This is a genomic window from Streptomyces sp. NBC_01549 (assembly GCF_026339955.1).
Lineage (GTDB): Bacteria > Actinomycetota > Actinomycetes > Streptomycetales > Streptomycetaceae > Streptomyces.
The window spans coordinates 452,433-475,825 of sequence record NZ_JAPEPW010000001.1 but is presented as its reverse complement, the minus strand read 5'-3'; the positions used below and the strand labels follow the sequence as shown (position 1 = coordinate 475,825).

Genomic DNA, 23,393 nt, shown 5'->3' with positions numbered 1-23,393 from the left:
AGGTGATGTATTTCCGGAGTCTGAGGGGTGGTCGGCACCCTCCGGAGTCTCTCCCTGTGGACAGCGCTTCGGTCCTGCGGTACCGGCGGCTTACGGTGGCTCTTCTGCTGACCGACGACGCAGGCTCTCCGGCTGGAAGGTGACACACGGTGACGACCGTCGCATATCAGGGCGAACCCGGCTCCAATTCGGCGACGGCCACCCAGATCCTGTACCGGGGAAGCTCTGAGCTGCCCTGCACGAGCTTCGACCAGGCTCTGGACGCCGTGACGCTCGGCACCGCCGACCTGGCGGTGATCCCGGTGGACAACTCCGCGGCCGGACGGGTCGCGGACGTCCACCACCTGCTCCCGGAGTCGGGCCTGTTCGTCATCGCGGAGTATTTCCTCGCCATCCGCTTCGACCTCATGGGGGTCCCCGGAGCGTCGCCGGCCGAAGTGGAGTGCGTGCGCAGTCATGTGCACGCACTGAGCCAGTGCCGGAAGGTGCTGCGCGAGGGCGGCTGGCGCACGCTCGTCACGGACGACACGGCGGGGGCCGCCCGCGAGGTGGCGGAGCTCGGCGACCCCCGGCACGCGGCACTCGCCCCGCCCGCCGCGGCGCTGCGCTACGGCCTGGAGGTGCTGCGGGCGGGCGTCGAGGACGACCCGGACAACACCACGCGGTTCGTCGTCCTCTCCCGTGAGGCCTCCGTCCCGCCGGTCACCGACGAGCCGACGATGACGAGTCTGTTCTTCGCCGTACGGAACATCCCCAGCGCCCTCTACAAGGCACTCGGCGGCTTCGCGAGCAGCGCCGTGAACCTCACCAAGATCGAGAGCTACCAGATGGGCGCCGGTCTGAACGCGAGCTGCTTCTACGTCGAGATCGAGGGCCACCCCGACGAACCCCGCGTCGCGCTCGCCCTGCAGGAACTGCGCTTCTTCTCCTCCGAGGTGCGCGTCCTCGGCGTCTACCCGGCACACCCCCACCGTCTGCGGGAACGCGTCGGGTGAACACCGCCCCCGACGCGTGACCCGCGCTGCGGCGCGTGACGAAGGAGACCCGGTCTCCTTCGGGGGCGGTCAGCTCTTCGAGACGTGCTGGCGTGCCCGGTAGGCGGCTGCCTTGACCCGGTTCCCGCAGGTCCTCATCGCGCACCACTCGCGTCGGTGGCCGCGGGAGCGGTCGAGGTAGACCTGGGTGCACTCGGGACGACTGCACTCGCGCAGCAGCGCTTCCTCGTCACCCCCGAGGATCTCGACCGCCTCGCGCGCCAGGGACGCGAGTCCCTGGGAGGCGGAACCGGTACGGCTCGTGCCGTCGGGGCCGAGCTGGAGCTGCACGGCCAGGCCCGCGGCCTGCCGGTTCACCACCTCGACCGCCGCGGCGGGGAACTGTTCGCCCGTGAGGCGCGCCGCGATCAGTGCGTAGATCGACTCGCGGAGTTCCAGGGCGACTTCGAGGTCGGCCTCGTCGGCGCCAGGTGCCGTGTCGAGCATCTCGGACTCGACGAACCAGGCGTCGAGGAGCTCGGGCGAGGCGAGCTTCTCCATCGGCACCGCATTGCGTCGCGCGCGCAGGGTGCCGACGAAGTCGAGGGGAAGTGTCCCGCAGGGAAAAGCATGATTCACGTCACCATATTGACCGGTGACCTCCGAATGCGCAACGTCCTCCGCGCGACGATTCATCACCCGCTTGGCGGGTTACCCGGGCTCGCCGAGTAAGACCGTAACCGTCTTGACTGGTGACGCGGTTTGTGTGAATGTCATCGGGAACACGGACCGCAACGCCACGGCGAACGGTTGTTCGAGCGACTTCCCCCTGCGATATGCAGGCCGACGCATCAAGGGCACGGAGGGTTTCACATGATCAACAGGCGCACCTTCAGCAAGGCCATCGGTCTGGGCACGGGCGCGGCCGCCGTCTCACTGGCCGGTCTGCAGGGTGTTCCGACCGCCTCCGCCGCTCCGCAGAGGGGCGCCGGGGCGCCGACTCCGGTCGTGCCGACGGTCACTCCCGGCACGCATACCGGCTTCAGCTCGCTGAAGCAGGTCAAGGCGGGCGTGCTGAACGTCGGTTACGCCGAGCTCGGCCCGGCCCACGGTCCTGTGGTGATCTGCTTGCACGGCTGGCCCTACGACATCCACAGCTACGTGGACGTCGCCCCGCTGCTCGCGGCGCAGGGCTATCGCGTGATCGTCCCCTACCTCCGCGGTCACGGCACGACGCGATTCCTGTCCTCCCGGACGGTCCGCAACGCCCAGCAGTCGGCGGTCGCCCTCGACATCATCGCCCTCATGGACGCTCTCAAGATCCACAAGGCCGTCCTCGCCGGCTTCGACTGGGGCTCGCGCACCGCCGACATCATCGCCGCCCTCTGGCCCGAGCGCGTCAAGGCCCTGGTGTCCGTGAGCGGATACCTGATCACCAACCTCGAGGCGCAGAAGCAGCCGCTGCCCCCGAAGGCCGAGCACACCTGGTGGTACCAGTACTACTTCTCCACCGAGCGAGGCCGCCTCGCCATGGAGAACAAGACGGACCGGCACGACCTGTGCCGGCTCGTCTGGGACACCGTCTCCCCGACCTGGAACTTCGACGACGCCACCTTCGAGCGCACGGCCACGGCCTTCGAGAACCCCGACTACGCCGCCATCGTCATCCACAACTACCGCTGGCGCCTCAGCCTCGCCGACGGTGAACGCCGCTACGACCGCTACGAGAACCAGCTTGCCGCACGACCGGTCATCGAGGTGCCCACCATCACCCTCGACCCCGAGGTCGACCCCTTCACGGCCCCGGGCGACGGATCCTCGTACCGGGACAGGTTCACCGGCAAGTACGTGCACCGGACCCTGAAGGGCATCGGCCACAACCTGCCGCAGGAGGCGCCCACGGCGTTCGCCCAGGCGGTCGTCGACGCGGACCACCTCTGACGGGAGTCGAGGAGGAGGCCGGCCGCCTGTCAGGGCCGGCGGGTCGACGGTCTGCTTGTGGATTCCGCGTCCTGGTCCTGGTCCTGCGCGGTCGTGGCGGACCAGCCGGCGAGCAGCTTCAAACCGTCCTCGGCGGGGGTGTTGGGGGGCGCGCTGTAGACGACCACGCTCAGGCCGCTTTCGTCCGGCAGGCTCATGGTCTTCCTGGTCGAGCTCGAGGTCGCCGACGAGCGGATGGTTGAGGCGTTTGGTGCTCTCGCGGAAGACATGCACGTCGTGGGATCCCCACATCACGCACGAGCAGAGCGAGACGGTGACGGCGCAGCGCCCGGCGGATGTCGTGCGAGGGCTGTACGACGCGCTGGGCAGGGGCGACGTGCCGGGTGTCCTGGCCAGGCTCGCCTCCGAGGTGATCGTCGACGAGCCGAACCAACTTCCCTACGGGGGCGTGCACCAGGGCCGCGAGGCGTTCGTGCGGTCGGTCCTGGGCGCGATGATGGGCTACGCCGACGTCGCCAGCACCGCTGCCGAGGTGTTCGAGGGCCCGGCCGGCGTCATCGGCACACTCACCGGAGCGCTCACCGCCCACACCACCGGCGAGGAGTTTCCGCTGACCATGGTCGAGATCCACCAGGTCGAGGACGGCACCGTACGCAAGATCGACGTCTACACCAAGAACCCCCACGAGCTCGCCGAGTTCTACACCCGTGCCGAGGCGGGCACCCGCTGATCACGACACCTGGCGGCCACACGGCTGAAGACCCGGTGGGTGACCTGCTGCATCAACGCGGCCGGCTGCCGCGCCGCGGCGGCCAGAGACAGCCCCGGTCGCTCACCCGGATGGGGACGTCCGCCCCGGTGTCACACCAAGGAATGACCCTGTCGTCGGGGTCGCCCTCGCGCGCGGTCTCAGATGTCCCGGAACGTATCGATCTGCGCCCCGATGGAGTTGAGCCGTTCGGCCAGGTCCTCGTAGCCGCGGTTGATGACGTACACATTGCGCAGCACGGACGTGCCGTCCGCCGCCATCATCGCCAGCAGCACGACCACGGCGGGCCGCAGCGCGGGCGGGCACATCATCTCGGCGGCGCGCCAGCGTGTCGGGCCCTCGACCAGTACCCGGTGCGGATCGAGGAGTTGCAGCCGGCCGCCGAGGCGGTTCAGGTCGGTCAGGTAGATGGCCCGGTTGTCGTAGACCCAGTCGTGGATGAGGGTCTTGCCCTGCGCGGAGGCCGCGATGGCCGCGAAGAAGGGCACGTTGTCGATGTTCAGGCCCGGGAACGGCATCGGGTGGACCTTGTCGATCGGCGCCTCCAGCTTGGAGGGCCGCACGGTCAGGTCCACCAGTCGCGTACGGCCGTTGTCGGCGAAGTACTCCGGCGTGCGGTCGTGGTCGAGACCCATCTCCTCCAGTACCGCGAGCTCGATCTCCAGGAACTCGATCGGCACTCGGCGCACCGTCAGCTCCGACTCGGTGACCACCGCGGCGGCCAGCAGGCTCATCGCCTCGACCGGGTCCTCGGAGGGGGAGTAGTCCACGTCCACGTCGATGTTCGGCACACCGTGCACGGTGAGCGTGGTCGTGCCGATGCCCTCCACACGTACACCGAGCGCCTCCAGGAAGAAGCACAGGTCCTGGACCATGTAGTTGGAGGAGGCGTTGCGGATGACGGTCACGCCGTCGTGGCGGGCGGCGGCGAGCAGCGCGTTCTCGGTGACGGTGTCCCCGCGCTCGGTCAGCACGATGGGCCGGCCGGGGGAGACGGACCGGTCGATCTGGGCGTGGTAGAGCCCCTCGGTCGCGGCGATGTCGAGCCCGAACCGCCGCAGCGCGATCATGTGCGGTTCGATGGTCCTGGTACCGAGGTCACAACCGCCCGCGTACGGCAGCTTGAAGGTGTCCATACGGTGCAGCAGCGGGCCGAGGAACATGATGATGGACCGCGTCCGGCGGGCGGCCTCGGCGTCGATCGCCTCCATGTCCAGCTCGCTCGGGGGCACGATCTCGAGGTCGACCCCGTCGTTGATCCAGCGGGTGCGGACACCGATCGAACCGAGTACCTCCAGAAGGCGGTAGACCTCTTCGATCCGGGCCACCCGGCGCAGCACCGTGCGCCCCTTGTTCAGGAGTGTCGCGCACAGCAGTGCGACACACGCGTTCTTACTGGTCTTGACATCGATCGAGCCGGACAGACGACGTCCGCCGACCACGCGCAGATGCATCGGACCCGCGTAGCCCAGCGAGACGATTTCGCTGTCCAGGGCTTCACCGATTCGAGCGATCATCTCAAGGCTGATGTTTTGATTGCCGCGCTCGATGCGATTGACGGCGCTCTGACTTGTGCCGAGTGCCTCCGCGAGCTGCGACTGAGTCCAGCCCCGGTGCTGCCGGGCGTCACGGATGAGCTTGCCGATGCGTACGAGGTAGTCGTCTGCCATGGCGCGACCGTATATCTGATGTGAGATAAAGAGAAACGGAGCGCATCCGTCCGAGTAGTGGGCTTCAGCACACCCCGCACACAGGGGAGTTCGAGCCCGGCGCCACCGCGGCACGGCGACTTCGGTCAGCGCTCCCGCCGACGCGTCGTGCGCCGCCAGCCGAACGGGCCCGGCAGATCCATCGAGGTCGTACGCCGGCCGGTGCTGCTGCGGGTGTGGTGCGGGCCGTGGTGGCCGCCCGTGGTGATCGACCACGAGCGCCGGTTGATGTTCAGCCGCACCCCGGGAAGGATGCGGAAACTCTTGCGGCACGTGAGAGGCATGAGTGCTCCCCCTTACGGCAGTTCACGGCTGTTTGTGTCGGTTTACTACGCCGACTGTGGCGCGTCCCGTTCCCAGTACCCCGAAGTGGGCGATGGTTGCCTGGGCGGATTCAACCGGTCGTCGCAACACCTCGAGAATCCGGAGGTGCGCGATGGGACGAGGTAAGCAGCAGAAGGTGCCGGAGGCGCCTGCGGATGCGCGACGCCAGTGGGCCGCCGATCGGGCGATGCGACCGCCGATGCGTTCACCGGGTCGGCCGGAGCCGTCTCGTGCGGTGCAGCGGGACTTCTGGCGGCGGATCGCGTCGGGAGTGACGACGGCAGAGGCCGCGGCGGCTGTTGGCGTTTCATGGCCGGTCGGATCCCGGTGGTTCCGTCACGCTGGCGGCATGCCGCCCATCAGCCTGGACGAGCCCACCGGCCGCTACCTGTCGTTCGCCGAGCGCGAGGAGATCGCGCTGCTGCGCGCCCAGGAGATCGGCGTGCGCGAGATCGCCCGCAGGATCGGCCGCGACGCGGGCACGATCTCACGCGAGCTGCGCCGCAACGCGGCGACCCGCCGCGGCAAGCCGGTCTACCGGGCTCTGGTCGCGCAGTGGAAGGCGCAGCAGGCCACGAAGCGCCCGAAGACTGCGAAGCTCGCAGGCAACGACAGGTTGCGTGAGTACGTGCAGGATCGGCTCGCCGGCAGTGTCCGTCGTCCCGACGGCACGATCGTCACCGGTCCCAAGACGCCCGCGTGGAAGGGGCTGAACAAGCCGCATCGGCAGGACAGACGATGGGCGACGGCATGGAGCCCGGAGCAGATCTCCCACCGTCTCCATGCCGACTTCCCCGATGATGAGTCCATGCGCATCAGCCACGAAGCCATCTACCAGGCGCTGTTCATCGAGGGCCGTGGCGCGCTCAAGCGGGAGCTGGTCACATGTCTGCGTACCGGCCGGGCGCTGCGGACTCCCCGTGCACGGTCACAGAACAAGCCGCAGGGGCATGTCACCGCGGACGTCGTCCTCAGCGAACGCCCCGCCGAGGCTGGGGACCGCGCGGTCCCCGGCCACTGGGAAGGCGATTGTGCGACACGAAGTTGCACGAATTTGAGTGGACTGACCGATTGGAGAGGCAGTTGATGAAGCTGTAGGTGCAGTCACGGGTCCGTGTCCGTATGACCCGTCCCCACCCTTGACGTGCGATGCCGGTAACGGCGTGGTGCGAAGCTCAGGGGAAAGCCCAAGGACTTCCGTTCCATCCGGGAGTTACCGGCAAGGGGAAGACCGGACGGGTGAAGTACATGAACTCCCGATGATGCCTCGTGATCCCAAGCCCTGCCGATGGAATGTGTGAGTGGGGTGTATGGCTAGCCGTTGAGAAGCGGCAGGCGCTGGCCGGTAGAGGTCACTCCGGCCAGGTAGACACCGTCGCCTCGGGGTAAAGGGAGCACCCACCCCGGTCGTATCTCATTCGTGTGGAACGTGGAAACCCCGTTGGGGTCCGGGCCTTTTTTTGGCTTGGTCAGCCGACCGTAAGGAAGGCTCAACTCCCCAGCGGGAACAGGACGGCCCAAGAAGCCAATGCCGGAAGCCGAAAGGAATCGGGAACCCGGGGCGGACGATCGGACTCTCCGCCGGTCGCCCCGCACAACCGTCCGGATACGGGTGAACTGCCCGGACCCGAAAGGGTGCTGACGTGGGCCGGGTGAGCCTGTGGAGAATCACTGAACGACGACGACGGAACCGAGGGGCAAGTTGGACACAATGCAGATAGCGGACGAACCGGCCTCGGCCCTTCCGACTGCTTCTGTGCCGGTGAACGGACCCGAGGGCGAAGACTTGGACTGGGCGTCGATTGACTGGCGGCGGGTCGAGGAGGACGTACGGCGTCTGCGGCAGAGAATCTTCACGGCATCGCAGGCAGGGGACCTGAAGAAGGTCCGCAATTTGCAGAAGCTGATGCTCCGGTCCCGCTCGAACACGCTCCTGAGCGTGCGACGGGTCACGGAGATCAATGCTGGACGCGCGACGGCGGGAGTCGACGGAAAAGTCGTGTTGCTTTCCCAGTCCAAGGCCGCATTGGTCAAATGGGTCCAGCATCGCGCCCGACCGTGGATTCCCAAGCCCGTCAAGCGGGTGTTTATCCCCAAACCGGGGACCATGAAGAAGCGCGGACTCGGAATTCCCGTGATTGTTGACCGGTGTCTGCAAACTGTGGCATTGGGAGCATTGGAGCCCGAGTGGGAAGCGCGGTTCGAGCCGAAGTCGTACGGCTTTCGGCCCGGCCGCGGCTGTCACGACGCGATCGGGGCCATCTACTCCACGCTCAACGGGAAGAACCCGCAGCGTGCGTGGGTACTCGACGCAGACCTGACGGCGGCGTTCGACCGCATCGACCATGATCGGCTCATGGCCGCTCTCGGCACCTTCCCCGCCCGGGGACTGGTCCGTCAGTGGCTGAAGGCCGGGGTTGTGAATCGCGGTCGGTTCGCCCCGACCGAGGAGGGAACTCCGCAGGGTGGGGTGATCAGCCCGTTGCTCTTCAACGTGGCCCTGCACGGGATGGAGGAAGCCGCAGGGGTCCGCTATTACACCACCGGCAGAGATGTCGGGAGTGCACAGAGCGGCAGCCCCGTGCTGGTGCGGTACGCAGATGATTTTGTCGCGATGTGCACCAGTCGTGAACAGGCCGAACAGGTCAAGGAACGGCTGGCTGCATGGCTGACGCCCAGGGGACTCGCCTTCCACGAGGACAAGACACGAATCGTCCACGCGGAGAGCGGGTTCGACTTCCTGGGGTTCAACGTCCGCCGCTATCACGGCAAACTGCTGATCAAGCCGAGCAGAGCGGCTCAGAGACGGATCCGGGAACGGCTCAGCACCGAAATGGTGGCCCTGCGAGGGGCCAACGCCGGTGCGGTACTCAAGAAGATCAACCCGATCGTGCGGGGTTGGTCAGCCTATTACCGGACGGTGGTGTCCAGCGAGATCTTCACGGCGCTGGACAATCACATGTGGAAGCTCGCCTACAAGTGGGCCAAACACAGCCATCCGAACAAGCCGAAGCACTGGATATCCGACAAGTACTTCGGCCGGTTCAACAAGTCCAGGAACGACCGGTGGGTGTTCGGTGACCGCGACAGCGGCGCCTACCTGCTCAAGTTCTCCTGGACGAAGATAGTCCGGCACCAGTTAGTCAAGGGGAAGGCGTCCCCGGACGACCCTGCTCTGGAATCCTATTGGGCTCAGCGTCGCCGCAAAGGAACCCCTTTACCAGTCGATGCTATGACCGTGCGTCTACTACAGGCACAGCACGGCCGTTGCTCGATCTGCGGAGGGCTCCTGCTGCACGCCGACCACCCGCCGCAAAGCCCAGGAGAATGGGAAGCGTGGCGGGTTGTCATCCGGAAGGCGATCTCCAAGCAATACATCGCCTTCCGGAACTGGAGCACGCCGGACGGTCAACGACTCCGTCTCCTCCACACCCATTGTCAACGGCGGAATGGAGCCGCTGCGATGACGAGACCAGCACTTTTGCCTGCCAGCGAGCCTCCGGGACTTGCTTGAGCCGTGTGCGGTGAATAGCTGCTTGCACGGTTCTGAGGGGGCGGGGACGCAGTAATGCGTCCCCGCTACCCGACTGATCATCGGAACGGGCCGATCCGCAATCGGCACGCTCGTCGAGCGCAGCAGCCGCTCCACGCTCCTCGTGCACCTGCCTCGGCTCGAGGGCTGGGGCGAGATTCCGCCCGTGAAGAAACGGCACCTCACTCGGGGGCTATGGCGCGATCGCGATGAACGCGGCGCTCACGACATCAATGACGCGGCTGCCCGAGCAGCTACGCAAGACCCTCACCTGGGACCGTGGGAAGGAACTCTCCGGCCATGCCCAGTTCGCTCTCGACACCGGGACGAAGGTGTTCTTCGCCGATCCGCACTCGCCCTGGCAACGACCGACGAACGAGAACACGAACGGGCTGCTGCGTCAGTACTTCCCGAAGGGCACCGATCTCTCCCGGTGGTCGTCCACGGACCTCGAAGCCGTCGCCATGGCGATCAACAACCGGCCCCGCAAGATCCTCGGTTGGCGGACGCCGACCGAGGTCTTCGAAGAGCAGCTACGCTCGCTGCAACAGCCCGGTGTTGCAACGACCAATTGAACTCGCCCTGTGAACCCCCGGCGAGTTCAGCCTCGTTCGGCCGTCCCGCGCTCCATGAGCGTCTGGGTGCCGATGACCCCGAGGAGGGCGACCTGTTCGGCGTCCCGCGTTCCCGGCTCGGCCGTGTAGACCATGATGCGCAGGTCGCTGCCCGCGACGCTGAGCACGTCGCAGTCGAGCGTCAGGGGACCCAGCACCGGATGGTCGACCGTCTTGCGTGAGGATTCGTGGTGACCCACGGCCGCGGAGTCCCACAGCTCGGCGAACAGGTCGCTGTTCGCGCGCAACTCCTCGACCAGGCGCCGCAGCCGTTGGTCCGCCGGGTACCGGTGCGCGGTCGCACGCAGGTCGGCGACCATCGTGGCCTCGAACTCGCGCCGGGCCTCGGGGGTGTAGCGGACGTGGGTGCCCGGGCCCACGAGGTTGCGCCACACCCCGTTGCGCTCGTTGCCGCGCCACCCGGACGGGTCACCCATCAGGGCCGCGTACAGCGGGTTGGCCAGTAGCAGGTTCCACGCCGCGTCGAAGACCGCGACGGGCGTTGCGGTCAGCCGGTCCAGCATCCGGTGCACGCCGGGGGTGATGTGGGCGGGCACCGTGCCGCGTCCGGGCGGGGCCAGCCCGGCGAGATGGAAGAGGTGTTCGCGCTCGGCGCCGGACAGCCGCAACGCCCGGCCGAGAGCCTCGACGATCTGCTCCGACGGGTTGCTCGCCCGGCCCTGTTCGAGACGGGTGACATAGTCGACCGAGATCCCGGCCAGCAGCGCCAGCTCCTCGCGGCGCAGCCCGGCCGCGCGCCGGTGTCCGCCGACGGGGAGCCCGGCCGCCTCGGGGGAGACCCGGTCCCGCCAACGCCGAACCGTCCGCCCGAACTCCGTACTCGCCATGCCACCACTGTGCACCGGTTCGCCCGCCCGTGCCTGGTACTGGTGGTGCCAGGAAGACGCACTGTCCCGCCCGGGCTCGCGAAGCCGGCGAACTTGCTCTGGTGGGAACTGCTGATCGTGGCGATCGCGTCAGACGGTCATGACGACCTCCCGGAGCTTGCTGCGAACCGCGAACCCTGACGACCTCGACGCGATCACCGACCTGCACACTCGGGCGCGCACCGCGTACTACCGGGCAGGCGGATGGTCGGAGGCGGAGCTCACCTCTCCCGAGGCGCGTTCTCGTAGGCGGGAGGCGTGGATGGGCGCTGTCCAGGACGACGTCCGGACGGTGCTGTGCGCCGAGCGGGACGGCGAGATGGTGGGCATCCTGGCGATGGGCCCTCCGCTGGATGCTGACGTGGACGCCGCGGTCGTCGGCCAGCTGTACCAGATTCACGTCGATCCGAGTCGTTGGGGGCAGGGGATCGGCGGCCGGCTGCACGTGGCATTCGTGCAATTCCTTCGCGACGCGTCACTGGTCACGGGGGTGCTCGAAGCGTGGGAGCGCAACAACCGAGCCCAGGCCTTCTACGCCCGGCACGGCTGGAGGCCCGATGGGCACCATCGACCCGGTCCGGGCGGCGCGAACTACGTCAGGCTGCGTCTCGAGCGCACCGGATCACCGCAGGTCTGAGCCCGACCGGCCCCGAATCGCACCTCGGCCCCATGAGCAAGCGCCGGCGCGGTAGCGCGCGACCGCAGGGAGGGCGCGGGAGCGGTGCCTCGGGAAGACTGGGTCTGCCCCAGGTCCACCGAGACGGCACCACAGCATGCCGGGCATGACCGGTGGGCGCCCATGTACTAGAGTTATCTCGACATCGAGATATCTGCCGAGGCGCACCGCAGTCGCACGCCGTCATCGGGTCCGGCGGTAAGGGTTACCTAACTTATCCTTACCTTAGCGGATCGGCCAAGACGTCGTGGCGGCAGGATGCGGTGGGAACGCGCACATCAATGAAGGAGACTGTCGTGTCGGCGAACAGCTTCGACGCCCGCAGCACGCTGCAGGTGGGCGACGAGTCGTACGAGATCTTCCGGCTGGACAAGGTGGAAGGCTCGGCTCGCCTTCCGTACAGCCTGAAGGTGCTGCTGGAGAACCTGCTCCGTACCGAGGACGGCGCGAACATCACCGCCGACCACATCCGGTCCATCGGCAACTGGGACTCCCAGGCGCAGCCCAGCCAGGAGATCCAGTTCACGCCCGCCCGCGTGATCATGCAGGACTTCACCGGCGTGCCCTGTGTCGTCGACCTCGCCACCATGCGCGAGGCCGTCAAGGAGCTCGGCGGCGACCCGGCGAAGATCAACCCGCTGGCCCCGGCCGAGCTGGTCATCGACCACTCCGTCATCGCCGACAAGTTCGGCACGAACGACGCGTTCGCGCAGAACGTCGAGCTGGAGTACGGCCGCAACAAGGAGCGCTACCAGTTCCTGCGCTGGGGCCAGACCGCCTTCGACGAGTTCAAGGTCGTCCCGCCGGGCACCGGCATCGTCCACCAGGTGAACATCGAGCACCTGGCGCGCACGGTCATGGTCCGTAACGGTCAGGCGTACCCCGACACCCTCGTCGGCACCGACTCGCACACCACCATGGTCAACGGCCTCGGTGTGCTCGGCTGGGGCGTCGGCGGCATCGAGGCCGAGGCCGCGATGCTCGGCCAGCCGGTCTCCATGCTCATCCCGCGCGTCGTCGGCTTCAAGCTGACCGGTGAGCTCACCCCCGGCACCACCGCCACCGACCTCGTGCTCACGATCACCGAGATGCTCCGCAAGCACGGTGTCGTCGGCAAGTTCGTCGAGTTCTACGGTGAGGGCGTCGCCGCCACCTCCCTCGCGAACCGCGCCACCATCGGCAACATGTCGCCGGAGTTCGGCTCGACCGCCGCGATCTTCCCGATCGACGCAGAAACGATCAAGTACCTCAAGCTGACCGGCCGCAGCGAGCAGCAGCTCGCGCTCGTCGAGGCGTACGCCAAGGCGCAGGGCCTCTGGCTCGACCCGGCCGCCGAGCCCGACTTCTCCGAGAAGCTGGAGCTCGACCTCTCCACGGTCGTCCCCTCGATCGCCGGCCCGAAGCGCCCGCAGGACCGCATCGTCCTCGCGAACGCCGCGCAGCAGTTCGCGCGGGACGTGCGCAACTACGTGGAGGAGGACGACGAGGCGGGCAAGGAGTCCTTCCCGGCCTCCGACTCCCCGGCCACCACCAACGGCGTACCGACCCGTCTGACCACGGTCACCGCCCCCGACGGCTCGACGTACGAGATCGACCACGGTGCGGTGACGGTCGCGGCCATCACCTCCTGCACCAACACCTCGAACCCGTACGTCATGGTCGCCGCCGCGCTCGTCGCGAAGAAGGCCGTGGAGAAGGGCCTGACTCGCAAGCCGTGGGTCAAGACCACGCTCGCCCCGGGCTCCAAGGTCGTCACCGACTACTTCGACAAGGCGGGCCTGACCCCGTACCTCGACAAGGTCGGCTTCAACCTCGTCGGCTACGGCTGCACCACCTGCATCGGCAACTCCGGCCCGCTGCCGGAGGAGGTCTCCAAGGCGGTCAACGAGCACGACCTCGCCGTCACCTCGGTCCTCTCCGGCAACCGGAACTTCGAGGGCCGTATCAACCCCGACGTCAAGATGAACTACCTGGCCTCCCCGCCGCTGGTCGTCGCGTACGCCCTCGCGGGTTCCATGAAGGTGGACATCACCAAGGACGCGCTGGGCACCGACCAGGACGGCAAGCCGGTCTACCTGGCGGACATCTGGCCCTCCGAGGCCGAGGTCAACGACGTCGTGGCGAACGCCATCGGCGAGGACATGTTCAACAAGTCCTACAAGGACGTCTTCGCGGGCGACGCCCAGTGGCAGGCGCTGCCGATCCCGACCGGCAACACCTTCGAGTGGGACCCGCAGTCCACCTACGTCCGCAAGCCCCCGTACTTCGAGGGCATGGCGCACGAGCCGTCCCCGGTCACCGACATCGCCGGTGCCCGTGTGCTCGCCAAGCTGGGCGACTCGGTCACCACCGACCACATCTCCCCGGCCGGTGCCATCAAGGCCGACACCCCGGCCGGCAAGTACCTCACCGAGCACGGTGTGGAGCGTCGTGACTTCAACTCCTACGGCTCGCGCCGAGGCAACCACGAGGTCATGATCCGCGGCACGTTCGCCAACATCCGCCTGCGCAACCAGATCGCGCCGGGCACGGAGGGCGGCTACACCCGCGACTTCACCGTCGAGGGCGCGCCCGTCGCGTTCATCTACGACGCCTCGCGCAACTACATCGAGCAGGGCACCCCGCTGGTCATCCTGGCCGGCAAGGAGTACGGCTCCGGCTCGTCCCGCGACTGGGCCGCCAAGGGCACCGCGCTCCTCGGCGTCAAGGCCGTCATCGCCGAGTCGTACGAGCGCATCCACCGCTCGAACCTCATCGGCATGGGCGTCCTGCCGCTCCAGTTCCCGGAGGGCGCCACCGCCGAGACCCTCGGCCTCACCGGCGAGGAGACCTTCTCCTTCACCGGCGTCGAGGAGCTCAACAACGGCACCACCCCGCGCACGGTGAAGGTCACCACCGACACCGGCGTCGAGTTCGACGCGGTCGTCCGCATCGACACCCCCGGCGAGGCGGACTACTACCGCAACGGCGGCATCATGCAGTACGTGCTGCGCAACCTGATCCGCAAGTAGGGATCCGGTACGGCGGCCGGGCCGCGCTCCTCTTCGGAGGGGCGCGGCCCTTCGCATGCGACGGCACGTCCGCGCGCCTACACCCAGCCGCGCTGCGCCGCCCGCATCCCCAGCTGGAAGCGGCTCGCCGCGCCCAGCCGCTCCTGCAGATCGCTCACCCGGCGGCGCAGTGTCCGCAGGCTCACCCCCAGGTGACGGGCGACCGCCTCGTCCTTCATCCCGGCGGCCAGCAGCCGGGTCAACGTCCGCTCCCCCTCGGTGAGTTCACCGTCCGCGACCGGCTGGCCGAGCGGCGTCGCCTGCTGCCAGGCCAGCTCGAAGAGCCGCTGCAGGGCGTCGGTCACCGCCGAGTGCCGGATGAGCACCGCACAGTAGCCGCCCGCGTCCGCGGCGGTGAGCGGCAGCATCGCGGTATGCCCGTCGACCACCAGCAGCTTCACAGGCACAGTGGGCAACACCCGTGCCTGTTCGCCGAGTTCGACCATCCGTAACGCGTGCCACAGGACGTCCGGATCCTCCAGCGCGGTGGCCGCGTAGACCGCGCGGTAGGACACGCCGCGGCTCAGCACATCGGCCTGCAGGTCCAACTGCGGGGTGCGTGGGGCGAGATAGGGCGGGGAATCGAAGAGACACACCTCGTGTTCGGCGCGGGCGTACAACTCCTCCAGCCGCGCGGCGTTGGCGCCCTCGCCGTCCACCACCTCGACCAGCCGGGCGGGCCGTTCGCGCAGCAGCCCCGCGTCGTACGCCGTGGACATCTCCTGCGCAGTGGCGGCCAGCAGCTCGGACTCGGTCTCGCGGCGCCGGATCAGGGCACGGATCGCCACCCGCGGGTCGACGGCCCGCAGCCCGCCGACCGAGTCCGGAGGCTGCAGCAGACCCAGGGCCAGCAGCCGTTCGCAGGCGTCCCGGACCTGGGACCGGGAGCCGCCGGTCAGCAGAGCCCAGCCCGCCGTACCCGCGTCGGGCTGGTGCAGGACCGCCCGGTAGAGGCGTTCGTCGAAGGCGGAAACCCCCACCGCGGCCCAGGGGCTCGCGACAGGGGTTCGTCCGAGTGCCGGTTCATAAGCCGTGTTCGCCATGGCCCGGCACGGTAGAGGATCTTTGTTAAGCCTGTTGCACCACTGTGAGCAGTGGTCCTGACCCAGGCCTACTTCAGGCCATACGCCCGCAGCACGGTCTGGTCGACCTGGTTTCCGACGGCGTCGGAGGCCAGCACCCGCACCGACACGAACCGAGCGCCCTTCGGGTGCCTGATCTCCGCCTTGCCGTGCTTGACCCTCACCTCTTTCCAGGACGAGCCGTCGTCGTACGAGACCCAGGCCTTGAGAGCACTGGGCGTGACGCGCCCCTCCTGGTTCCGGACGGTGAGGGAGAGTTCCGAGGTCCGCCTGGCGCCGGCACGGTTGAGGAGGTCGAGTCCGTCCAGGTCATAACCGAGGGAGAGCACCGGCAGCGCGGTCTCCTTGTCCGTGTGTGCCGAGGCGAAGGTCCATTCGGTGTGGGTACTGGTGGAGTACGTCGCCCAGTCGGTCGTGTGCCGCGTGTCGAGCACGAAGCGGTACGCGCCCTTGGCGGCCGGGACGCCGAAGGCGCCGTAGCCGCCGAGTGTGGTGTCGCCGACCAGCTGCCCGTCCGCGTACAGCGTGCCCTTCGCGGTGTCCTGGACACCGTCCACCGACGCGTAGTGGCCCACCGCCTCGTCGCTCAACTCCGGTATCCGGAAGGTGAGTTTGTCCCCGGTGCGGGCGGACAGGCCGTACTGCCCACTGGCCGCCGGGCGGACGACCTGGCGCAGCCAGTCCTCGGCGGGCAGCTTGCCGGCCTCGGTGAAGGTCCGCACGGAATTCCACTGTGGCCTGTTCGCCTGCCAGTCCGGATAGACGGCGTGCCAGATGCGTGTGTCGGCGGAGACGTTGTAGTACTCGGTGCGCACCGTGCCGAGCTGCACCTCGTTGGCGGTCTCGATGTCGGCCGACTGCCGGGGACGGTACCTGTACACGGTGTCCTTGGCGATCTGACCGGCCCGGTTCCCGTGGTACCGGACCGTCTGCCGCACCGTGGTGGAGCTGTCCAGGGGATACGTCTGGTTCTGCGAGACGGCGCCGGTCTGCGGGAACATCACGGTGTAGACGTACGGGCTGACCGGAGTCCCGTCCAGCCTCAGTTTCACCGTCCTGCCGGTCCCCAGCAGACCGGCGAGCCCGGCGCCGTCCTCGCCGGTGGCGATCATCAGCGGGATCGTCGCGCTCTTCACGGAGGCGATCCAGTACCCGGGCGTCTTGCGGTACGCGATGACGTATGTGGCCCCTGCCTTGGTCGCGTTGGCCAGTGCCTCGTCCGGCGTGTCACCGGCGCCCAGCCCGACGACCGCCGCCTTGCCCCGGACGTCGAGCCCCGCGAAGTCGGCCGCGGTGCCGCCGCCCGCGTCCACAGCCCGCACCGTGTGGTCACCGCTGATCTTCATCGGGAAGCCGGTGGAGGTCTGCGCGTAGTCGAGGGGCAGTGCGTACTTCTCCGGGCTGGTGACGCGCGCCGTCAGTTCCTTGGCGTAGAGACGGAACTTGGACGAGAACTCGAAGGTGCCCTCCGTGACCTTCTCGGTCGGCGCGACATAGATGTGGTCGGTCCAAAAACCCTGGCTGTAGGTCAGTCCCCAGGCGCTGCCCGGACCTTCGCGGTGCCAGTTGGTGCTGAATCCCCGGAACTCGGAGTTCTCCTTGGTCTTCGGCTTGATCTCGACGGCCTTGCGGGCGTCGAGGACGACCTCGGTGTCCTTGTCGACCTTGATCTCCGGATCACCGACGACCGAGGTGTTCACCTCCAGCCCGCCCGCGTCCCGGCCCGGGATCCAGGCCGCCGTGGAGTACGTACCGGCCGGCACCTGGAAGGTCCAGCCGCTGCCGATGAACCCGTAGGTGTCCGGATAGGCGCCGTTCAGCTCCTGCAGCATGTAGATCGATGCCGAAGTGGACGGCTTGCCGTCGCGGCCCACCAGCGAGACCTTGAGGTCGTACGTCTTCGGCAGCTTCTCGAAGCCGACGCCCGTGGTGACCAGGACGCCGTCGGCGCTCGCCGTGATGTGGCCCGTGTACCGGCCCTGCGCCTGACCGGCCGGGTCGACCTTGACCGCGACGGTGGCGCTGCCCTTCGCCGGGACGGTCACGGTGTCCGCACCGAGAGCGGCCGCGGTGAGGGTCGAGGCGAGCTTCAACTCCACCGCGTTGTCCGTGGTGTTGGTGTAGGTGATGTCCTTGCTGTCGGCCTCGGTGCCGCCGTCCTCGAACTTGCCGAAGCTCAGCGTCGGCGTCGCGAAAACACCCTGGCCGACCGCCCGCACGGCGTCGACCCGGCCGTCGCCCTGCTGGTAGACATCGGCGTCCGGCTGTGTCTTGGCGGTGCTCGCCAGATCCGCCCTGATCTGTTCGCCGGTCCAGTCCGGATGCGCCTGCGCGACCAGTGCCGCCGCGCCCGCCACGTGCGGGGTCGCCATCGACGTACCGCTCGCGGTGGTGTACTCGTCGTCGACCGGCGTGCCCATGGTGGTGCCGGAGGCGCGGGCCGCGGTGATGTTCACGCCCGGGGCGGTGATCTCCGGCTTGACGGCCGAGTCGCCGAGCCGGGGACCGCGGCTCGAGAACGAGGCCAGCTTGTCGGACTTGTCCACCGCGCCCACGGTCAGCGCCGAGTCGGCGATACCCGGGGTGCCGACGGTCTGGTCGGAGGGGCCGGTGTTACCGGCCGCGATCACGAAGAGGGTGCCTGTGGACGCGGACAGTTCGTCCACGGTCTCGCTGAGTACGTCGGAGGGACCCGACGCCGTACCGCCCAGCGACATCGACACGATCTTCGCGCCGGAGTGTGCCGCCCAGTCCATGCCCGCGAGGATCCAGGAGTCCTGGCCGTAGCCGGTGTTGTCCAGCACCTTGCCGACGAGCAGCTCCGCGCCGGGCGCCACCCCCTTGTACCGGCCGTCCGAGGCCGCGCCCGAGCCGACGATCGTGGACGCCACATGGGTGCCGTGGCCGTGGCCGTCCTGCACCGTCTCGTCAGGCACGAAACTCCTGGACTCCGCGACCTTCCCGGCGAGGTCCGGATGCCCGGCGTCCACGCCCGTGTCCAGGACCGCCACCTTGACGCCCTTGCCGTCATAGCCCGACTTCCACACCTCGGGCGCGCCGATCTGCGGCACGCTCACGTCGAGCGACACCCGCACCTTGGCATCGAGCCAGATCTTGTCGATACCGTCGCCCAACCGCTTCGCGGCCTTGGGGGTGGGCTCGGTGCCGAGGGGCGGGGCGACATCCGCCCAGAAGGCGGTCGACTTCTTCGCGCTCAGCGCGGCGGCGTCGATCCCGGGCAGCGCGAGCGTCCGACGCGCGCCCTCGGGGGTCTCACCGCCCTTCGTGTACGTGGCGATCACCGGGGTGGCACCGGTCTTCGTGTCCGCGTACCCCTGCTCCACCAACTGGGTGACGTTGAACAGGGCCGGATCCAGACGACCCGCCTTCAGTAGGGGGATCGCGTCCGTCGGCAGGACGCTCACCTCGCCGTTGCGCTCGCTCGACAGGAAAGTGGCGGCCTCGCGGCCCTTGCCGCGCTGGACGTCGACGGCGTACTTCCCGTCCGGTCCGGCGGTGAGGGACACGGTGTCGCCGGTGATGAGGGTGACGGTCCGGGTGCTGCCCTGCGCCGTGCCCGGTGGGGCGTCGGGCGAGGGGGTCGGGGCCGCTGCCGAGGGGGCGACCGCACCCGCGAGCAGAGCGGCGGCGCCTGCCATGGCCCAGAGGGCGTGGAGTCTTCGCATCTGTGGGCTTTCCCTTCTCTTGAGAGACCTGGTGAGGTCTGGACCACTGTGCGGGCCGGGGGAGAAGAGGCTCAAGGGATTCCTGTGGCCGGGCCGTGCCAATGCCCCCTTCGGCCACGGGAGTTGGCGAATGGGGCGCCGCTCGGACGGCTGCGGCACCAGCAGTCGCGGGTCCGGCAGAGGCGTCCGTCGAAGGCGAAGACCCCCACCGCGAACCAGGGGCTCGCGGCAGGGGTCCATCGCGTCAGGCCTGTTGCACCGGTGTGAGCGGTGGTCTACTTCAGGCCATAGGCCCGCAGCACGGTCTGGTCGATCCGGTTTCCGGCACTGTCGGAGGCCAGCACCCGCAGCGACACGAACTCCGCTCCCTTCGGGTGCTTGATCTCCGCCCGGCCGTGGCGGACCTTCACCTCCTTCCAGGACGCGCCGTCGTCGTACGACACCCAGGCCTTCAGCGAACCGGCCTTGACGCTCCCCGCCTGGTCCCGGACGGAGAGTCCGAGCTTCGTCTTCTTGTTGGCCTCGGCGCGGTTGAGCAGATCGAGCCCGTGCAGGTCGTAGTCGACGGAGAGCAGGGGCAGCGCCGTCGCCGCGTCGGTGTGTGCCGAGGCGAAGGACCACTCCGTGTGTGTGCTGGTCGAGTACCGCGACCACTCCGCCCGGCGCTGGGCGTCGAGCACGAAGCGGTACGAGGTCTTCGCCGCCGGGACGCCGAAGGTGCCGTAGCCACCGAGCGCCGAGTCGCCGACCAGCTGCCCGTCCGCGTACAGCTTGCCCTTCGCCGTGTCCTGCGTACCGTCCACCTGCCCGTAGTGGCCGGTCATGGAGTCGTTCAACTCCGGTACGGACAAGGCGAGTGTGTCGCCGGTGCGGACGGAGGGGCCGTGCTCCTCGCTGCTCGCCGGGCGGACGACCTGGCGCAGCCAGTCCTCGGCGGGTTCCGTGCCCGCCTTGTCGAAGGTCCGCAGGGGACTCCACTGGCCCTGGTTCGCCCGCCAGTCGGGGTAGACGACGTGCCAGGTGCGGGTGTCGGGGTCGACGTTGTAGTACTCGGTGCGCGCCGTGCCGAGCCGCATGTACTCGCCGGTTTCGAAGCCGTAGATCTGCCAGGGACGGAACGAGTACGCGGTGTCGTAGCCCATCGTGCCGGCCTGGGACCCGTAGTAACGGGCCGTGTGCTTGACCGTGTTGGAGCCGTCGAGGCGGTACGTCTGGTTCGCGGAGATGGCGTCCTTCTGCGCGAACAGCGCGTTGTAGACGTACGGACTGACCGGCGTGCCGCCCAGCTTCAGCGTCACCTTCTTGCCGGTCTGCAGCAGGCTGGTGAGCTTGGCGCCCTCCTCGCCGGTGGCGATCATCAGCGGGACGGTGGTCGCGTGGTCCACGGCTTCGAGCCAGAAACCGGGGGTCTTGCGGTAGGTGATGAGGTAACTCACCCCGGCTGCCGTCGCGTTGGCCAGGGCGCTGTCCGACCGCTCGGTGGCGCCGAGCGCGACCACCGCGACCTTGCCCTTGACGTCGAGCCCCGCGAAGTCGGCCTCCGTGCCGCCGCCCGCGTCCACCGCCCGTACCGTGTGCTCTCCGCTGATCTTCGTCGGGAAGCCGTTGTACGTCTGCGAGTAGTACATCGACAGCGGCAGTTTCTCCGGGCCGACGACGCTCGACGTCAACTCCTTCGCGTACAGGCGGAACTTGGAGTAGAACTCAAAACTTCCCTGAGTGACCTTCTTGAGCGGCGCCACATAGACGTGTTTGTTCCACCAGCCCTGGCTGTAGGACATCCCGAAGGTGCTGCCTGGCCCCTCGCGGTGCCAGGAGGTGGTGAAGCCCTTGAACTCGGAGTCCTCCTTGGTCTTCGGCTTGATCTCCACCGCCTTGCGGGCGTCGAGAGTGATCTCGGTGTCCCCGTCGACCTTGATCTCGGGGTTGCCGACGACCGAGGTACCGACGGGCATGTCGCCCGCGTCGCGGTCGTAGATCCAGGAGACGATGGAGTACGTGCCGGCCGGGACCTGCCAGGTCGAATCGGCGGTCAGGTTTCCGAACTCATTGGGGATCGCGCCGTTCAGCTCCTGCAGGGCGTACCGCCCTATCCCGGAGATCGGCTGCCCGTCGCGGCCCACCAGGTGCACCTTCAGGTTGTACGTCTTCGGCGCCTTCTCGAAGCCGATGCCCGTGGTGACCAGGATGCCGTCGGCGCGCGCCGTGATGTCGCCCGAGTACCGGCCGTCCGTGTCCTTCGACGGGTCGATGGAGACCAGGACCGTGGCGGTGCCGTGCGCCGGTACCGTGACGGTGCCGGCGCCCGGGGTCGCCTCGGAGAGGGTCGATGCGAGCGTCAACTCCACAGCCTTGTCAGTGGTGTTGGTGTACGTGATGTCCTTGCTGTCGACCGCGGTGTCGCCGTCGGCGTACGTGCCGCAGCTCAGGGTCGAGGTGCCGAAGACGCCCTGCTCGACCGCCCGCACGGCGTCCACCCGGCCGTCGCCCTGCTGGAAGACATCCGCGTCCGGCTGCGTCTTGGCGGTACTGGCCAGGGACTCCTTGATCTGCTCGCCCGTCCAGTCCGGATGCGCCTGCGCCACCAGCGCCGCCGCGCCCGCCACGTGCGGGGTCGCCATCGACGTACCGCTCGCGGTGGTGTAGTAGTCGTCGACCGGCGTGCCCATGGTGGTGCCGGCGGCGCGGGCCGCGGTGATGTTCACGCCCGGCGCGGTGATCTCGGGCTTGACCGCCATGTCGCCGAGCCGGGGGCCGCGACTGGAGAAGGGGGCCAGTTTGTCAGACTTGTCCACCGCGCCCACGGTCAGCGCTGAGTCGGCGATACCCGGGGTGCCGACGGTCTGGTCGGAGGGGCCCGCGTTGCCGGCCGCGATGACGAAGAGGGTTCCGGTGGAGGCGGAGAGCCGGTCCACCGTCTCGCTCAGCGGATCCGAGGGGCCGGACGCCGTACCGCCCAGGGACATGGAGACGATCTTCGCACCGGAGTCGGCGGCCCATTCCATGCCGGCGATGATCCAGGATTCCTGGCCGTGTCCGGTGTCGTCGAGGACTTTGCCGATGGCGAGTTCCGCGCCGGGTGCGACGCCCTTGTAGCGGCCGCCGGAGGCTGCGCCGGAGCCGACGATGGTGGAGGCCACGTGTGTTCCGTGGCCGAATCCGTCTTGTATTCCTTCGTCGGGTACGAAGCTCTGGGACTCCGCGATCTTGCCGGCGAGGTCGGGGTGTCCGGTGTCGACGCCGGTGTCGAGGACGGCGATCTTGACGCCCTTGCCGTCGAAGCCGGCCTTCCACACGTCGGGGGCGCCGATCTGCGGGACGCTGACGTCGAGGGACGCCGAGACCTTGGCGTCCAGCCACAGCTTGTCGAGGCCGTCACCGAGCTGCCGGGCCGCCTTCGCGGTGGGCGGGGTGTCGGAGGCCGGGGCGATGTCCGCCCAGAACGTGGTCGCCGCGGTCGACTTCTTCGCGCTCAGCGCGGCGCCGCCGATACCGGGCAGGGCGCGCGTCCGGAGCGCGCCCTCGGGGGTCTCGGTGCCCTTGCGGTAGGTGGCGATCAGCGGGATGGCGCCGGTCTTCTCGTCGGCGTACCCCTGCTTCACCAGCTGGCTGACGTTGAAGAGGGCCGGGTCCAGGCGGCCGGCTTGGACGAGCGGGATCGCGTCGTCGGGGACGACGCTGACTTCGCCCTTCTGCTCGGTGGTCACGAAGTTGACGCCTTCGCGGCCCTTGCCGGGCCGGGCGTCGACGGCGCTCTTCCCGTCGGGGCCCGCGGTGAGGGACACGGTGTCCCCGGTGATGAGGGTGACGGTCCGGGTGCTGCCCTGCGCCGTGCCCGATGGGGCGTCCGGCGAGGGGGTCGGGGCCGCCGCCGAGGGCGCGACCGCACCCGCGAGCAGAGCGGCGGAGCCTGCTACGGCCCAGAGGGCGTGGAGTCTTCGCATCTGTGGGCTTTCCTCCCCTTGAGAGACCTGGTGAGGTCTGGACCACTGTGCGGGCCGGGGGAGAAGGGGCTCAAGGGATTCCTGTGGCCGGGCCGTGCCAATGCCCCCTTCGGTCACGGGGGTTGAGAACCGCCGGGTCCTCCCGCGAGGCCCTTCGCACGGCTGCGGCAAAGTCGGAACACAGGGTTCTCCCAGCGAACCGGGA

Annotated in this window: 14 protein-coding genes and 2 pseudogenes; 8 read left to right on the top strand and 8 right to left on the bottom strand. The window is 68.5% G+C overall.

The window, feature by feature from the left end; genetic code table 11:
• The first annotated feature begins 149 nt into the window (after nucleotides 1-149).
• Nucleotides 150-995, top strand: a complete 846-nt coding sequence (locus OG819_RS01965) for a prephenate dehydratase (protein ID WP_266629772.1) — start codon at nucleotides 150-152, stop codon at nucleotides 993-995.
• Nucleotides 996-1,064: 69 nt separating this feature from the next.
• Here the strand turns inward: OG819_RS01965 and OG819_RS01960 are convergent, their stop codons facing one another.
• Nucleotides 1,065-1,613, bottom strand: a complete 549-nt coding sequence (locus tag OG819_RS01960; RefSeq protein WP_266629774.1) for an ABATE domain-containing protein — start codon at nucleotides 1,611-1,613, stop codon at nucleotides 1,065-1,067.
• Nucleotides 1,614-1,847: 234 nt separating this feature from the next.
• On the opposite strand from OG819_RS01960, the gene OG819_RS01955 reads away from it, so the two are divergent.
• Nucleotides 1,848-2,915, top strand: a complete 1,068-nt coding sequence (locus tag OG819_RS01955; RefSeq protein WP_266629776.1) for an alpha/beta fold hydrolase — start codon at nucleotides 1,848-1,850, stop codon at nucleotides 2,913-2,915.
• A 29-nt stretch (nucleotides 2,916-2,944) separates the two neighbouring features.
• Here the strand turns inward: OG819_RS01955 and OG819_RS01950 are convergent, their stop codons facing one another.
• Nucleotides 2,945-3,112 (bottom strand): hypothetical protein, encoded by a 168-nt coding sequence (locus OG819_RS01950; protein ID WP_266629778.1) that lies wholly within the window; start codon nucleotides 3,110-3,112, stop codon nucleotides 2,945-2,947.
• Nucleotides 3,113-3,165: 53 nt separating this feature from the next.
• On the opposite strand from OG819_RS01950, the gene OG819_RS01945 reads away from it, so the two are divergent.
• Nucleotides 3,166-3,645: a nuclear transport factor 2 family protein gene (locus tag OG819_RS01945; RefSeq protein WP_266652538.1), complete on the top strand. Its 480-nt coding sequence runs from the start codon at nucleotides 3,166-3,168 to the stop codon at nucleotides 3,643-3,645.
• Nucleotides 3,646-3,824: 179 nt separating this feature from the next.
• On the opposite strand, the gene OG819_RS01940 is transcribed toward OG819_RS01945, so the two are convergent.
• Both OG819_RS01940 and OG819_RS01935 read right to left on the bottom strand, forming a co-directional pair.
• Nucleotides 3,825-5,354: a UDP-N-acetylglucosamine 1-carboxyvinyltransferase gene (locus OG819_RS01940; protein ID WP_266586667.1), complete on the bottom strand. Its 1,530-nt coding sequence runs from the start codon at nucleotides 5,352-5,354 to the stop codon at nucleotides 3,825-3,827.
• Between the two features lie 125 nt (nucleotides 5,355-5,479).
• Entirely contained in the window at nucleotides 5,480-5,677 is a 198-nt protein-coding gene (locus tag OG819_RS01935) for a DUF4236 domain-containing protein (protein ID WP_266647718.1), read from the bottom strand.
• A gap of 389 nt (nucleotides 5,678-6,066) precedes the next feature.
• Here OG819_RS01935 and OG819_RS01930 point away from each other — a divergent pair.
• The 3 genes and pseudogenes from OG819_RS01930 to OG819_RS01920 form a co-directional block, all read left to right on the top strand.
• Nucleotides 6,067-6,747: pseudogene (locus tag OG819_RS01930) on the top strand (transposase); the annotation flags it as partial.
• A gap of 681 nt (nucleotides 6,748-7,428) precedes the next feature.
• Entirely contained in the window at nucleotides 7,429-9,231 is a 1,803-nt protein-coding gene (ltrA, locus tag OG819_RS01925) for a group II intron reverse transcriptase/maturase (protein ID WP_266647716.1), read from the top strand.
• Nucleotides 9,232-9,304: 73 nt separating this feature from the next.
• Nucleotides 9,305-9,824, top strand: a pseudogene (locus OG819_RS01920) (IS30 family transposase); the annotation flags it as partial.
• Between the two features lie 26 nt (nucleotides 9,825-9,850).
• On the opposite strand, the gene OG819_RS01915 reads toward OG819_RS01920, so the two are convergent.
• Nucleotides 9,851-10,711, bottom strand: coding sequence for a helix-turn-helix transcriptional regulator (locus OG819_RS01915; protein WP_266629784.1), 861 nt, complete (start codon nucleotides 10,709-10,711; stop codon nucleotides 9,851-9,853).
• 157 nt (nucleotides 10,712-10,868) lie between these two features.
• Between OG819_RS01915 and OG819_RS01910 the strand changes: the two genes are divergently transcribed.
• Nucleotides 10,869-11,387, top strand: a complete 519-nt coding sequence (locus OG819_RS01910; protein WP_266647714.1) for a GNAT family N-acetyltransferase — start codon at nucleotides 10,869-10,871, stop codon at nucleotides 11,385-11,387.
• A 335-nt stretch (nucleotides 11,388-11,722) separates the two neighbouring features.
• A complete protein-coding gene (gene acnA, locus OG819_RS01905; RefSeq protein WP_323139320.1) occupies nucleotides 11,723-14,437 on the top strand; it encodes an aconitate hydratase AcnA in 2,715 nt (904 codons plus the stop codon).
• A gap of 77 nt (nucleotides 14,438-14,514) precedes the next feature.
• On the opposite strand, the gene OG819_RS01900 is transcribed toward acnA, so the two are convergent.
• The 3 genes from OG819_RS01900 to OG819_RS01890 all read right to left on the bottom strand — a co-directional run bounded on the left by OG819_RS01900 (nucleotide 14,515) and on the right by OG819_RS01890 (nucleotide 23,188).
• Nucleotides 14,515-15,519, bottom strand: a complete 1,005-nt coding sequence (locus tag OG819_RS01900; protein WP_266629790.1) for a LuxR C-terminal-related transcriptional regulator — start codon at nucleotides 15,517-15,519, stop codon at nucleotides 14,515-14,517.
• Nucleotides 15,520-15,587: 68 nt separating this feature from the next.
• On the bottom strand, nucleotides 15,588-19,244 hold the full coding sequence (locus tag OG819_RS01895; protein ID WP_266647710.1) for a S8 family serine peptidase: 3,657 nt from the start codon (nucleotides 19,242-19,244) through the stop codon (nucleotides 15,588-15,590).
• Nucleotides 19,245-19,519: 275 nt separating this feature from the next.
• A complete protein-coding gene (locus tag OG819_RS01890; protein WP_266647708.1) occupies nucleotides 19,520-23,188 on the bottom strand; it encodes a S8 family serine peptidase in 3,669 nt (1,222 codons plus the stop codon).
• Nucleotides 23,189-23,393: the final 205 nt, after the last annotated feature.